This window comes from Streptomyces sp. DSM 15324 (assembly GCF_001514285.1).
In the GTDB taxonomy this organism is placed as follows: domain Bacteria; phylum Actinomycetota; class Actinomycetes; order Streptomycetales; family Streptomycetaceae; genus Streptomyces.
The window spans coordinates 69,381-82,193 of sequence record NZ_KQ949035.1; the positions used below are offsets into that span (position 1 = coordinate 69,381).

Sequence of the window (12,813 nt, forward strand, 5' to 3'; positions counted from 1 at the left end):
GAGAGGTTCATGAGGAGTCTGGAGCCCGGGGACCCTCCGGAGCTGGGCGGCTATCCCCTGCTGGCACAGCTCGGCGCCGGGGGCATGGGGCAGGTCTTCCTCTCCCGTACGGCGTCCGGCAGGCCGCTGGCGCTGAAGACCGTACGGAGCGAGTTCGGCGCCGATCGGGGGTTCGAGGAGCGGTTCGCCCGCGAGATCGCCAGCAGTGAGCGGGTGCGTTCCGCGTGGACGGTGGCCGTCGTCGACCACAGCCCCGCCGGACACAGACCGCAGTGGCTGGCCACGGAGTACGTCCCCGCCCCCTCCCTCGCCGACTGGGTGGAGCGGCACGGCCCGCTGCCCGAGCCCGCGGTGCGCGCGCTCGTGACGGAACTCGCCGAGGGCCTGCGGGCGGTGCACCGGGCAGGACTCTCCCATCGCGACCTGAAGCCCTCCAATGTGCTGCTCGCCCGCCGCCACCCCCTGCTCATCGACTTCGGCATCGCCCGCGCCGTGGACGACACCCGGCACACCCGGACCGGCGGAGTGATCGGCTCACCCGGATACATGCCGCCGGAGCAGGTGACCGGCAAGATCTCCGCCGAGCCCGGCGACCTGTTCGCCCTGGGCGCCGTCCTCGTCTACGCGGCCACCGGGACGAGCCCGTTCCTGCGCCCGGGCGAGCAACCGTCGGCGGCACAGCTCCTCTACCGGATCGTGCACGAGGAGCCGGTGCTGGACGGCGTACCGGCCGCCCTCCGGCCGCTGGCCGCCGCCTGCCTGCACAAGTCCCCGCAGGCCCGCCCCACGACGGACGACCTGCTGCTCCGGCTCGGCGGCGACCGGGATCCCTGGGCCGGTTCGCTGCCGGCGGGGCTGGAGGCGGAGATCACCACGAGGGAGGCCGCACTGCGGTCGGCGCTGGAACGGCGCGTGCCGGAACGGCCGGTGCCGGAACGGCCGGTCTCCCCCGCCCCCGCCACGCCGCCGGGATTCGGACCGGCCCCCGCGCCCTTCCCCCCTCCGGCGCCGCCGCCCCTCATCGCTGCCCCGCCTGGCCCGGCCCTCGGCAGGCGTCCGCCCTCCGTCCGTACGGCGGCCGTACTCGGCTGCGCCGTGGCGGCCGCGGCCGTCGTCGCGGCGGTCATCTGGCCGGAGGACGGCAAGGACGACGGGACCGCGGCTCGGTCCCCCTCTCCCTCCTCGTCCTCCCCGTCCGCCTCCCCGGCCTCTGACGCCCTGCCCGCGTCCTGGGTGGGCACCTGGCAGGGCACGGGCCCCGGCAGCTCCGCCGGTGACGGCGTCGTCAACGCCCGTACGAGCAAAGTGACCGTCACCGTCACGTTCCACGCCGCGGAACGGGGCCAGATCGTGGGCCGGCAGGTCAGCGAGGTGACCGACGCCGCGAGCGGCCGCGACATCGGCTGCACCGAGACCCTCCGCCTCAAGGAGTCCCACGGCACGACCATGGTCTTCGAGGCGGCCACCAGCAGCCCCACCGACCCGTCCACCGGCGTGCTCTGCACACCCGGGAACGTCTACACCCTGACGAAGACCGGTACCGACGCCCTCGCGCTGGAGGACGAGGGCAGCCAGACGGCGGGCTCGCCGTCCCGGCTGACCCGGTCGCCCTGACTCGGTGGCCCTGCCCCGGTCCGCCTGACCGGGCGTCGGTCAGGGCAGGGTCCAGAAGCGGACCGTGACGAGATAGAAGACCGCGGCCCAGAAGGTCATCACCACCGCGATGACGCCCAGGCCGCGGAGGTTGCTCCGCACCGGCGGTTCGTCCCGCGGCGGACGCAGCCATCGCCCGAGGAGCGGGTTCACGTAGTAGGGCATGGTCAGGAAGCTCATGAGGAAGCTCGACAGCAGGTTGCCGACGAGCAGACCGATCCAGAGCGGCATGCGCAGCGGGACCAGCGCCAGCGTCAGCAGGACGACGGTCGGGTACAGGCCGACCCACACGGCGAGGGAGGTCCTGGTCTCGGAGGGCGGCGGCGCCTCCTTGCCGTCGTCCCCGAAGGCGAACCAGCTGCCGAAGGAGTTGTCGATCGTCCGCAGTCCGAAGTCGCTGAACTTCTCGCCCTCGGCCAGGACCTCCTGCCGCCGGCGCGAGGTCAGCCAGGCATCGAGGTGCTCGGCGCTGTCGAAGCGGTACAGCGTGGTCCATTCCTCCTGGAGCCCCGCGATCGGGCGGAAGAGCTCGGTCCCCCGGAACCCCTCGAACCTGCTCTCCTCCTGCTCCATGCGCTGCTGCCAGTCGAGGAAGTCGTCGACGTGGTCCGGGTGGACCCGGTGGGTGACCACCACGGTGACCAGCGGATCCGGTGACCGGGTGCCGCTGCTGACGATCTGCTGGGTCGCCGGGCCGTCGAAGTACGCGGCGCCGGTGTCGAGATACGCCTGCCGGGTCGCGCTGTTGGTCCACGCCTGCAGATGCGCCACCGAGTCGAACCGGTAGACGACGACCCAGTCGGGTTGCAGCGGTGTCGGCGGGGAGATCTCGGCGCCGAGGAAGCCGGGGTAGCGGGCGGCCGCGGCATTGAGGTCCTCCTGCCACGCCTCGTAGGCGCGCTCCATGCCGGGCAGGACCCTCTGGCCGATGATCGCCGTCGCCGCGGCGGACGTGTGCTCCTCGGTGGTCATGGTGGCTCACCCCGCCGGCATCGACTGCTCCGCGGGGAGCCGGCCATAGATGCGTTCCGGAGTCAGCGGCAGCGCCCGGTAGCGGACGCCCGTGGCGTCGTGGACCGCGTTGGCGAGCGCCGGGGCGACCGGGTTGATGCAGCACTCCGCCATCCCCTTGGCCCGCATCGGCCCCACCGAATCCGTCGAGCCCACCAGGAGGACCTCGGTGCGGGGTATGTCGGCGTAGGTGGGGATGCGGTAGTTCCGCAGGTTCGGGTTGACCATGACGCCACGGTCGTCGACGTGGTGGTTCTCGGTCAGCGCGAAGCCGATGCCCTGGGCGACGCCGCCCTCCACCTGGCCGCGCACCTGCGCCGGGTTGACGATCACGCCGGCGTCGGCCGCGTGCACGCTGTACAGGATGCGTATCTCCCCCGTGACGCGGTGCACGGCGACCCGGAAGCCCTGCGTGTTGGAGGTGACGCTGCGCGGTGAGCCGTACGCCTTGCGCGCGGCGGTGAAGCGGATCCCGCGTCCGCGGGCGAGCGCGATCAGTTCGGCGAGCGACACCCGCCGGTCCCCGCAGACGACACCGTCGTCGTCCAGCGTGCACAACACGACGTGGACGCCCGTGTACGCCGCGGCGAACCGGAGGATGCGGTCGCGCACCGCGTCGGCCGCCCTGAGGACCGCGTTGCCCGCCACGAAGAGGCCCGCGCTGGCGAAGGCTCCGGTGTCGAATCCCGTGCGGTCGGTGTCGGACTGCACGAGCCGGATCCGCGACGGTGTCGTGCCCAGTTGAGCGGCCGCGATCTGGACGTGAGCCGTGGAAGTTCCCTCCCCGAACTCGACCGTGCCGACGGCCAGTTCGTAGATGAGATCGTCGCCCAGGGTGATCCAGGCCTCCGAGAGGTGCTCCGTCGGGGGCGCGGTCTCGTGCAGGGAGCTCGCCGTGCCGGCACCGACGAGCCACTCGGGGCCCGGCGGGGGTGGCCGGCCGGCCGTACGGGCGAGGGCGTCGTCCACCAGGTCGATGCACGCGGCGAGTCCGTCGTCGGTGAACACCACGTCGTCCGGGCCGTCGTGCAGGGCGATCAGGGGATCGCCCGGCCGCACGATGTTGCGCCGGCGCAGTTCCAGCGGGTCGAGGTGCAGGGCGCGGGCCAGTTCGTCCATGGCCGACTCCACGGCGAACGCCGGCTGCGTCATGCCGTAACCGCGCAGCGCCCCGCTCGGCACGGTGTTCGTGTAGACGGAGTACGCGTCGTACTTCTTGTGGGGGCAGCGGTAGAGCATGACCGCGGCGCCGCCCGCGAACACGGTCTCGCCGCCGTGGTTGCCGTACGCGCCGGTGTTGGAGACGTTGCGCACCTGGAGCGCGGTGAGCGTGCCGTCGGTCTTCGCGCCGAGCCGGACCGTCAGGGTCATCGGGTGCCGCGGCGAGGCCGTGGTGAACTCCTCCTCGCGGGTGAACTCGAAGCAGGTGGGGCGCCCGGTGTCCAGCGTGGCGAGCGCGACCAGGTCCTCCGTGATGACCTCCTGCTTTCCGCCGAATCCGCCGCCGACGCGCTTGCAGAACACCCTGAGCTGATCGGGGCGCAGTGCGAACAGGTACCCGAGTTTGACCTTCGCGATCGAGGGTGACTGCGAACTGGTGCGGACGTGCAGCCGGCCGTCCTCCATCCAGGCGATCGAGCCGTGCGTCTCCAGATGTGCGTGCTGGACCCGCGGGGAGGAGTACGTGCCTTCGTGGATCACGTCGGCCTCGGCGAACCCGGCGTCGACGTCACCGATGTGCGCATGGAGTGCGAGCAGGATGTTGCGGGCGAGGTCGTGGGCGAACGGGTCGTCGGAGGCGTGCAGTCGGGGTGCCCCGTCGGCCATCGCCGCCTCGGGTTCGAACACCGCGGGCAGGACCTCGTACTCGACCGCGAGACGACGGCAGCCCTCCTCGGCCGCCCCGACGGTGTCGGCGAGGACCGCGGCGACGCGCTGGCCGGCGAAACGGACCGTGTCGTCGAGGATGCGGGTGTCGTCCGGGTCGACGAGGTGGTCGGTGTGGATCGCCGTGGTGAAGCGTCGGCGCGGCACGTCCTCCCAGGTGTAGACCCGTTGCACGCCGGGCACCGCGAGGGCGGCGCTCTTGTCGATCGAGCGGATCCGGGCGTGCGCGTGGGGCGAGTGCAGCACCTTGAGGTGCAGCATGCCGTCGAGCCGGGTGTCCATGGTGAACTCGGCGTGCCCCGTCACCACGTCGTGCCCCGCGGGGGCGGCGACACTCGTGCCGACGGCCCTGCCCGGTGCCGCCTTCTCCACCGCGCCGACGCCCTGCACGGCGTCCTCGATGGCCCGGTATCCGGTGCAGCGGCAGAGGTTGCCCTTCAGCGCCCTGGGCAGATCGGCCTTCTGCTCCTCGCTGAAGGTCGCCGAGGTCATGATCATCCCGGCGGTGCAGAACCCGCACTGGAACCCCGGCGCGTCCTCGAACTGCCGCTGCATCGGGTGCGGGGCGCCGGGCCGTCCGAGGCCCTCGATCGTGGTGACCCTACGGCCCTCCGCGCGGAACGCGGGGGTGATGCAGCTGTGGACCGGTTCCCCGTCCAGCCACACCGTGCAGGCGCCGCAGTCGCCCGCGTCACAGCCCTTCTTGACCCCGAAGTGGCCGAGTTCGCGCAGGAAGGTGCGCAGGCACTGGCCGGGGGCCGGCACCCGGTCGAATTCCCCGCCGTTCACGAGGTAGGTCATGGCAGGTCCCCGTCCATGAGGTCACGGCGGATCTCCTCGGCGAAGTACCGGGTGAGATGACGGCGGTGGTCAGGGGTTCCGTTGGGATCGTCGAACCAGACACCGGCCGGTACCGCGTCGATGCTCTCCCGCAGCGTCCGGGCGTCGGGCAGCGGGTCGAAGGCCATGCGGACCGGCCGGGTGGTACCTGCGGTGATGGTGAGCAACAGGTCGTCGGCTCCCGGCCGTTGCGTGCCGACGAGGAACACGGTCGACCGGCCGAGCCGGGTCAGCGAGAAACGCCGCTGCGCGGTGCGTCCGCGCAGCGCGCGCTCCGGTACGGTGACGCGCCGCAGGATCTCCCCCGGGGCGAGCACGTTGCGGTGGTCGCCCGTGACGAAGTCGAGGGCGTCGACGGTGCGGACCGAGCCGTCGGGCGCCCACAGGTCGTACCGCGCCTCCAGCGCGACCGTCAGCGTGATCATCGGGCCGGCGGGCAGGGACATGCAGATGTTGCCGCCGACGGTCGCCGCGTTCCAGACCTTGAACGAGGACAGGAAGGCCTCGCAGCTCTCCCGGAAGAGGCGTCCGACGGGCCGGTCCCGCGGCCACGGGAAGGCGTACAGGTCGCGGATGGTGCAGGTGGCGCCGATCTCCAGGCCCTCGGCGGTCCGGACGAGCGGGTCCCAGCGCAACGCCGTCAGATCGATGAGCCGCCGCAGGTCCGGCTGCTCCACGGAATAGAGCCACGTCCCGCCCGCCAGCCAGGCATCGCCCTCGCGCCAGTGGACACCCGGCCAGTCGGACGGTCGTCGGACCACCTCGGTGATGGTGTTGAGGTCCATGAGCATCCGCCCTTGCCCCGACCAGCCTGCGGCTGCCATGCCGCACCGTCCGGGCGGCCGGGCCGTGAAGACGGCGGGCACGGACACGTTTGTCCCAGTTTATCGCGGTGGGCGGGTGGCGTCCCGGCGGTGATCGCCGTACCGGACACGAGGGGCGAGGTGCCGGCCCGCGCGCGTCCCGGCCCGCACGCCGGAGCCGCGCGGGCGCGCCCCGGGCGTACCCCTGTCGCTGCTCCCCCGCATCCTGTCCGGAGCCGACGCGCGCGCCGCACCCGCGCTCGCGTGCGCTCCACTCGGGCGAGGGGCGCCCCACTCGGGCGGGGGCACGCCCCCACGTCTCACTCGGCCGGTGTCGTCTCGAACCAGGTGGGTTCGTCGGAGAGCGCCTGCTTGATGCGGAACACCTGGCGTTCGTGCATCGGCGGGAGGGCGTCCACCTCGAACCAGCCGACCTGGAGGGACTCGTCGTCGTTGACCCGTGCCTCGCCGCCGACCGCCCGGCAGCGGAAGGTGACGTCCATGAACTGGCACTGGTCGCCGTTGGGGTACTCGACCCGCCGCCCGGAACGGATCAGGACGATGCGCTCGGGCACGCAGTGCACGCCCGTCTCCTCCTCGACCTCCCGCACGGCGCAGTCCGCGGGCTGCTCGCCCGGGTCCGGGATGCCGGTGATCACGGTCCACTGGCGGTTGTCCGCGCGCTGTCCGAGCAGGACGCGTCCCTCGTCGTCGAAGACGACGGCGCTGACGCCGGGGAGCCACAGGAGCTGGTGGCCGGCGACGGCGCGGATCTCGGTGATGAACTCAGGAGTCGGCATGGGACCGACCCTAACCGCAGCGGCCCCCCGGCCGGCCGACGCCCGGGCGGCGACCCCGCGCCGAAGCCCCGCCCGGGCGGCGGCGCCCCCGGCCTACGCCTACGCCTGAACCCGACCTACGCCTACGCCCGGGCGCCGGCGCCCCGCCGGGCGCGGACGCCCGCCGCGACGGCCCAGCCCAGACCGCCCGCGGCGACGAGCACCAGGGCGATCTCCGGGAGGATCCCGAGCCGGGTCGCGGGCGTCTCGGAGGACCGCAGCGGCACCTTCTGCACGAGGTTGTCCGCGACGAACATGCCGGTCTTCTGGGTGATCCTGCCGTCGGGCATGATGATCGCGCTGACGCCGCTGGTGACGGGTACGGTCACGGTGCGGCTGTGCTCGACGGCGCGGACGCGGGACATGGCGAGCTGCTGGTAGGTCATCTCGCTGCGGTCGAAGGTGGCGTTGTTGCTGGGCACGGAGATCAGCTGGGCGCCGTCGGTGACCTCGGAGCGCACCGCCCAGTCGAAGGCGGCCTCATAGCAGGTGACCAGGCCCACCTTCGCGTCGTCCATGGTGAACACGCCCGGCTTGGTGCCCCGGCTGAAGTCCTGGCGGACCATCGACGTCCACTGGCTGTTGATCGCGCCGATCAGGGAGCGCAGCGGGAGGTACTCGCCGAACGGCTGGATCTGCCTCTTGTCGTAGGTCTGGGTGGGGCCCTTCTCGGGGTCCCAGAGGATCTGCTCGTTGTAGAGCCTGCCGCCGCGCTCGACAACTCCGCCGACCGAGATGGGCACCCCGACGGCCTTGGCGGCCTTGTCGATGACGACGGCCGCGTCCGCGTACGCGAAGGGGTCGATGTCGGAGGAGTTCTCGGGCCACAGCACGAAGTCGGGCTGTGGCTTCTTGCCCGCCTTGACCTCGGCGGCCAGCCGTTCCGTCTCGCGCGCGTGGTAGTCGAGGACGGCGCGGCGCTGGGCGTTGAAGTCCAGCCCGAGGCGGGGCACGTTGCCCTGGATGACGGCGACCGTCGCGGTGCCGTCCTCCGCCTTGTCGCTCACCAGGGCGCGTGAGGCCAGGGCGGCGCCGACGGGGACGGTCAGGCTGAGCAGGGCCACGGCGGCGGCCGACCTGCGGAGCTCACCGGTGCGTCGGCGGTCCAGGAGCAGCCGGACCGTCTCGTAGAGACCGAACCCGCACAGCACGACGGCGAAGCCGAGGACCGGGGTGCCGCCGAGCGCGGCGAGCGGCAGGAAGACACCGTCCGCCTGGCCGAAGGCGATCTTGCCCCACGGGAAGCCGTTGAACGGCACGCGTGCGCGTGCGGCCTCGCCGGCCGTCCAGAGGGCCGCCGCCCACACCGGCCAGGCGGGCAGCTTCGAGACCTTGGCGACGCCGACACCGACCAGGGCGACGAAGACCGCTTCGATGGCGACCAGGGCGAGCCAGGGGCCGGGACCGACCTCGACGCCGGTCCACACGAGGAGCGGCAGCAGGAAGCCCAGGCCGAACAGGTAGCCGAGGCCGAGCGCCGCCTTCCAGGTACGCCCGCGCAGCACCCAGCCGAAGACCGCGAAGGCCGGCAGGGCCAGCCACCAGACGGTCCGGGGCGGGAAGCTGGCGTAGAGCAGCACTCCGGCGAGCGCCGCCGCGGCGGCGGGCAGGAGGCGCAGCAGCCGCGCACGGCGGGGAACCGGCGTGGTCTGGGGCTCGAGCTGGTCGGGCTGGCCCACGGAAGTTGCGGTGACGGTCACTCGGGGAGTGTACGGCGGGTCACCTTTTGGCCGACAGGACGGCCCCTGTGGCCGACAGAGGTCCCTGTGGCCGACAGCACGGTCACGGTGGGCCGCCGCACGGCCCGCTGAGGCATCCCGCGGACCAGTGTGGACCAGTGTGATGCACAATCCCGGCACATCTCATCCACAAACCGGCCATCAGCCGTTACGGTGTGCCGGAACCCCGTTCGCACAGACGTCCGGGGTGGTACTGGCCGGGGGCGACCGGGTTCGGGGGGTCTGGTGGGGTCCACGGGTTCCACGGGGATGACGACGGCGGCGGGCGCGGACGCCGACGGAGACAGACACACCGCCGCCGACGCGGTGGGAGTGGCCGTGCTCGGCGCCTGCGCCGCGTGGTCGCTGGTCAGCGCGGCCGTGCACGGCGGCCGCCCCGAGGGAGTCCTGCTCGCGGTGCTGGCCGTCGCGGCCGGCTACGCCACGGGGCGGATCTGCGGAGTGCTGCTGCCGGTGGCCGCGCCCGGTGCCGCGGCGCTGGCCGGGCTCACCCTGAGCGTGGCACTGCCCCGGCTGGCGCCGGGACCGGAGACCGCCTCACCGCTGGGCCACGCGGGTGCCACCGCCGCGGTGCTCTCACTCTCGGCGGGCGCCGCGTGCTGCGCCGCCTGGGCGACGCCGGTGCCGCTGCTACGGCTCGCCCTGCGGCTGTCGGCCTGCGGTGCGATGGTGGCGGGAGCCGCGCTGGGCTCGGTCGCGGCGGTCGTGACGTGCGGTGGTGTCCTGCTGTGCTCCCTGGCCGCGGGGCGGATGCGCCACCGGGGTGCGGCCCTCGCCGGTCTCGCCGTCGCCACGGCCGCGGTGACCGGCCTGACCTGGGCGGTCGCCGGTGATGTGCTGCCCTCGGGCCTCGGCTCGTCGCTGGCGGACCAGCTCACACCGCGCCGGGTCGCCCTCTGGCGTGACGCGCTGCACCTGGCCCACGGCAACGCGGGGCTCGGTGTGGGGCCCGGCCGCTTCGGGGAGCTGAGCACCGCGGCGGCGCAGTCGGCGCTGCCCGACGGCAAGCCGCACTCGGCGCCTCTGCAACTGGCGGCGGAACAGGGTGTCGTAGGGGTGCTGCTCCTCGCGGCGGCGTACTGCTGGGTGCTGTTCGCGCTGGGGCGCGCGCCTCGTCCGACGCCGGTCGTCCTCACGGCGGGCGCCGCGCTCACCGCCGTCGCGGCGCTCTCCGCCCTCGGCAACGCGCTGAGCTTCACGACGGTGTCGGTCGGTGCCGGCCTCCTGGCGGGCCTGGCGACGGCCCGGCCGCTGGCGGACGAGCCGGTGTCCGGGCCGTCGGCCGGATCGCGCAGGGAACGCGACCGTCCCGTCGTCTGACGTCCGGGACAGTGGGGGTCACAGGGCCGGGCCGGGCGTCTTCGGCCGCAGCCGGGCCCGGATCGCCTCCACGGCGGATTCGGCCTCGTCGACGGTGATCGTGAACGTATGGCCGTCCCACAGCCGCAGCACCACGCCCTCGCCCCGGCGTACGACGACGGCGGTGCCCTTCTCCGGGCGCCAGCGGTAGCCCCAGCCTCCCCAGTGGCGCGGGGTGACGCAGGGGTCGAATTCGGCGCCCGCGACGTGCGAGAGCGGGATCCGGCGGCGGGGCAGGCCGATGTGGCCGCACCGCACCTCCAGCACGTCCTGGTCGAGTCTGAGGTCGACGTGGACGAAGGCGAGGGTACCGAAGAGGACCAGCAGTCCGGCCGCGATGCAGCCCACGACGGACATGACGAGGGGGATGGTGCCGGACGTCCAGGCGGAGTCGACGGCGAGTTCGATGCCGAGCGCCATGCAGGCGGCGCCGACCAGCGCGAGCAGCCACTGGAACCGGTTGGTGGCCCGGCCGGTCCAGACATCCGGATGCGGGGTGTCCCCGCCCGCGCCCGGGGGGTGAACGTGGGAGTGGTCCCTCATATACATGAGGTTACCCAGGTTTCCCTGCGCTGGTAGGGCGTCGCACAGGGTGACGGCGCCGACGGGCGGCGCGTGGGACGCGGGACTGGGGCCTCAGCGCCGGTGACCGCCGGTCACGGTGCCGGAGTGACGCTCTGGAGCAGCCGGCCCTCCGGGTAGGCGAGGGCGGCCTGCGGGAGGCCGCCCTCGCGGCCGCTGAGCAGAACGGTCACGGAGCCGAGGCCGGTCGCTCCGGGCTCGGGCGGGGCTCCGAGGCGGCGCAGGGCCTGTGCGGCGACGGCACCGGCCGAGCCGTGCAGGGCGAGGGGCGGCCGGCCGGGGCGCTGGACCGCGGCGCGGATGCGGTCGGCGACCAGTTCGTAGTGGGTGCAGCCCAGGACGACGGTGGTGACGTCCTCGGGCGTGAGGGCGGCGGCCGCTGCGACGGCGGACGCGATCGCCGTCTCGTCCGCGTGTTCGACGGCCTCGGCGAGGCCCCAGCAGGGGACCTCGGCCACGTCGACCCCGCCGGCGAAGTCCTCGATCAGACCGCGCTGGTAGGGGCTGCCGGTGGTGGCCGGGGTGGCCCAGATGGCGACCGGGCCGCCGCCGGCCGCGGCCGGCTTGATCGCGGGGACGGTGCCGATGACCGGGATGCCCGGTTCGAGAAGGGCGCGCAGGGCGGGCAGGGCGTGCACGGTCGCGGTGTTGCAGCCGACGATCAGGGCGTCGGGGCGGTGGGCGGCTGCGGCCTCGGCGACGGCCACCGCGCGCGCGGTGAGGTCCTGCGGGGTACGCGGGCCCCAGGGCATGCCGTCGGGGTCGAGGGAGAGCACGAGATCGGCGTCGGGTCGCAGACGCCGTACCGCGGCGGTGGCCGCCAGCAGCCCGATTCCGGAGTCCATGAGCGCGATCTTCACCCGGCCACCATAGACGATGTGCTCCTACGGACCGGCGGGGTGGGGCACACTGCGCGGGTGAGCGCCGTCGTGTGGATCGCCGCCGTGTCCCTGGCCGCCTGGGTGTGGCTGTCGCTCTGTCAGGGCTTCTTCTGGCGCACGGACGTCAGGCTGCCGCCCCGGCGCGAGCCGCGGGAGTGGCCGCGGGTGTGTGTGGTCGTCCCGGCGCGTGACGAGGCGGCGGTCCTGCCCGCCAGCCTGCCGACGCTGCTCGCCCAGGACTACCCGGGGCACGCCGAGGTGTTCCTCGTCGACGACGGCAGCTCGGACGGCACCGGGCACCTCGCGCGGGAACTCGCGCGGCGGCACGGCGGGCTGCCGCTGACCGTCGCCTCGCCGGGTGAACCGCCGGCGGGGTGGACGGGGAAGCTGTGGGCGGTGCGGCACGGCATCGCGCTGGCACGCGCGCGTGGGCCGGAGTATCTGCTGCTGACGGACGCCGACATCGCGCACGCGCCGGACAGCCTGCGGGAGCTGGTGGCGGCGGCGCGCACCGGGGGCTTCGACGTCGTGTCGCAGATGGCGCGGCTGCGGGTGGAGAGCCTGTGGGAGCGGCTGGTGGTGCCGGCGTTCGTCTACTTCTTCGCCCAGCTGTATCCGTTCCGCCGGATCGGGCGGCGCGGGGGGCGGACGGCGGCAGCGGCGGGCGGGTGTGTGCTGCTGCGCGCCGAGGCGGCCGAGCGGGCTCGGATCCCGGACTCCATCCGTCACGCGGTCATCGACGACGTGGCGCTCGCGCGCGCGGTGAAGCGCACGGGGGGCCGGATCTGGCTGGGGCTGGCCGAGCGGGTGGACAGCGTGCGCCCCTATCCGGGGCTGCACGACCTGTGGCGGATGGTCTCGCGCAGCGCCTACGCGCAACTGCGGCACAGTCCCCTGCTGCTGGGCGGTACGGTGCTCGGCCTGGTACTGGTGTACCTGGTGCCGCCGCTGGCCCTGGCCGTCGGGTGGGCGGCCGGCGACCCGGCCGCCGCGCTGCTCGGCGGGCTTGCGTGGCTGGTGATGACGGGGACGTACCTGCCGATGCTCCGTTATTACCGTCAGCCCTGGTGGCTGGCGCCGCTGCTGCCGTTCACCGCGTTCCTGTACCTGCTGATGACGGTGGACTCCGCCGTGCAGCACCACCGGGGGCGGGGCGCGGCCTGGAAGGGGCGCACCTACGCCCGTCCGGACACCGTGACCGACGAGGGCTGAACCGCCG

At 73.6% G+C, this 12,813-nt stretch carries 10 protein-coding genes; 3 read left to right on the plus strand and 7 right to left on the minus strand.

The annotated features are described in order from the left end of the window. The first annotated feature begins 9 nt into the window (after window positions 1-9). A complete protein-coding gene (locus AQJ58_RS33080; RefSeq protein WP_067256847.1) occupies window positions 10-1,614 on the plus strand; it encodes a serine/threonine-protein kinase in 1,605 nt (534 codons plus the stop codon). Between the two features lie 39 nt (window positions 1,615-1,653). On the opposite strand, the gene AQJ58_RS33085 is transcribed toward AQJ58_RS33080, so the two are convergent. From AQJ58_RS33085 to lnt, 5 genes are all read right to left on the minus strand, one after another. After that, on the minus strand, window positions 1,654-2,625 hold the full coding sequence (locus AQJ58_RS33085) for an antibiotic biosynthesis monooxygenase (protein WP_067256849.1): 972 nt from the start codon (window positions 2,623-2,625) through the stop codon (window positions 1,654-1,656). Window positions 2,626-2,631: 6 nt separating this feature from the next. Continuing rightward, on the minus strand, window positions 2,632-5,352 hold the full coding sequence (locus AQJ58_RS33090; RefSeq protein ID WP_067256850.1) for a molybdopterin-dependent oxidoreductase: 2,721 nt from the start codon (window positions 5,350-5,352) through the stop codon (window positions 2,632-2,634). Then, a complete protein-coding gene (locus AQJ58_RS33095; RefSeq protein WP_067256852.1) occupies window positions 5,349-6,176 on the minus strand; it encodes an FAD binding domain-containing protein in 828 nt (275 codons plus the stop codon). The genes AQJ58_RS33090 and AQJ58_RS33095 overlap by 4 nt, the downstream gene beginning before the upstream one ends. A 338-nt stretch (window positions 6,177-6,514) precedes the next feature. Beyond that, window positions 6,515-6,994 (minus strand): NUDIX hydrolase, encoded by a 480-nt coding sequence (locus AQJ58_RS33100; RefSeq protein ID WP_067256853.1) that lies wholly within the window; start codon window positions 6,992-6,994, stop codon window positions 6,515-6,517. Window positions 6,995-7,116: 122 nt separating this feature from the next. Next, window positions 7,117-8,733 carry an apolipoprotein N-acyltransferase gene (gene lnt, locus AQJ58_RS33105; protein WP_067256855.1) on the minus strand — a complete coding sequence of 539 codons (1,617 nt, stop codon included), beginning with the start codon at window positions 8,731-8,733 and terminating at the stop codon, window positions 7,117-7,119. Window positions 8,734-9,021: 288 nt separating this feature from the next. Between lnt and AQJ58_RS33110 the strand changes: the two genes are divergently transcribed. Continuing rightward, window positions 9,022-10,092, plus strand: a complete 1,071-nt coding sequence (locus tag AQJ58_RS33110; RefSeq protein WP_079079392.1) for an O-antigen ligase family protein — start codon at window positions 9,022-9,024, stop codon at window positions 10,090-10,092. An 18-nt stretch (window positions 10,093-10,110) separates the two neighbouring features. Here the strand turns inward: AQJ58_RS33110 and AQJ58_RS33115 are convergent, their stop codons facing one another. Then, on the minus strand, window positions 10,111-10,674 hold the full coding sequence (locus AQJ58_RS33115) for a hypothetical protein (protein ID WP_067256857.1): 564 nt from the start codon (window positions 10,672-10,674) through the stop codon (window positions 10,111-10,113). A 113-nt stretch (window positions 10,675-10,787) separates the two neighbouring features. After that, window positions 10,788-11,573 (minus strand): glutamate racemase, encoded by a 786-nt coding sequence (locus AQJ58_RS33120; RefSeq protein WP_067256859.1) that lies wholly within the window; start codon window positions 11,571-11,573, stop codon window positions 10,788-10,790. 39 nt (window positions 11,574-11,612) lie between these two features. Here AQJ58_RS33120 and AQJ58_RS33125 point away from each other — a divergent pair, with 39 nt between their 5' ends. Beyond that, window positions 11,613-12,806, plus strand: coding sequence for a glycosyltransferase (locus tag AQJ58_RS33125; protein WP_067256861.1), 1,194 nt, complete (start codon window positions 11,613-11,615; stop codon window positions 12,804-12,806). Window positions 12,807-12,813: the final 7 nt, after the last annotated feature.

Bases quoted from the DNA above. Each gene is read 5' to 3' on its own strand.
- AQJ58_RS33080 (WP_067256847.1), top strand. From the start codon at position 10: ATGAGGAGTCTGGAGCCCGGGGACCCTCCGGAGCTGGGCGGCTATCCC.
- AQJ58_RS33085 (WP_067256849.1), bottom strand. From the start codon at position 2,625: ATGACCACCGAGGAGCACACGTCCGCCGCGGCGACGGCGATCATCGGC.
- AQJ58_RS33090 (WP_067256850.1), bottom strand. From the start codon at position 5,352: ATGACCTACCTCGTGAACGGCGGGGAATTCGACCGGGTGCCGGCCCCC.
- AQJ58_RS33095 (WP_067256852.1), bottom strand. From the start codon at position 6,176: ATGGACCTCAACACCATCACCGAGGTGGTCCGACGACCGTCCGACTGG.
- AQJ58_RS33100 (WP_067256853.1), bottom strand. From the start codon at position 6,994: ATGCCGACTCCTGAGTTCATCACCGAGATCCGCGCCGTCGCCGGCCAC.
- AQJ58_RS33110 (WP_079079392.1), top strand. From the start codon at position 9,022: ATGACGACGGCGGCGGGCGCGGACGCCGACGGAGACAGACACACCGCC.
- AQJ58_RS33115 (WP_067256857.1), bottom strand. From the start codon at position 10,674: ATGAGGGACCACTCCCACGTTCACCCCCCGGGCGCGGGCGGGGACACC.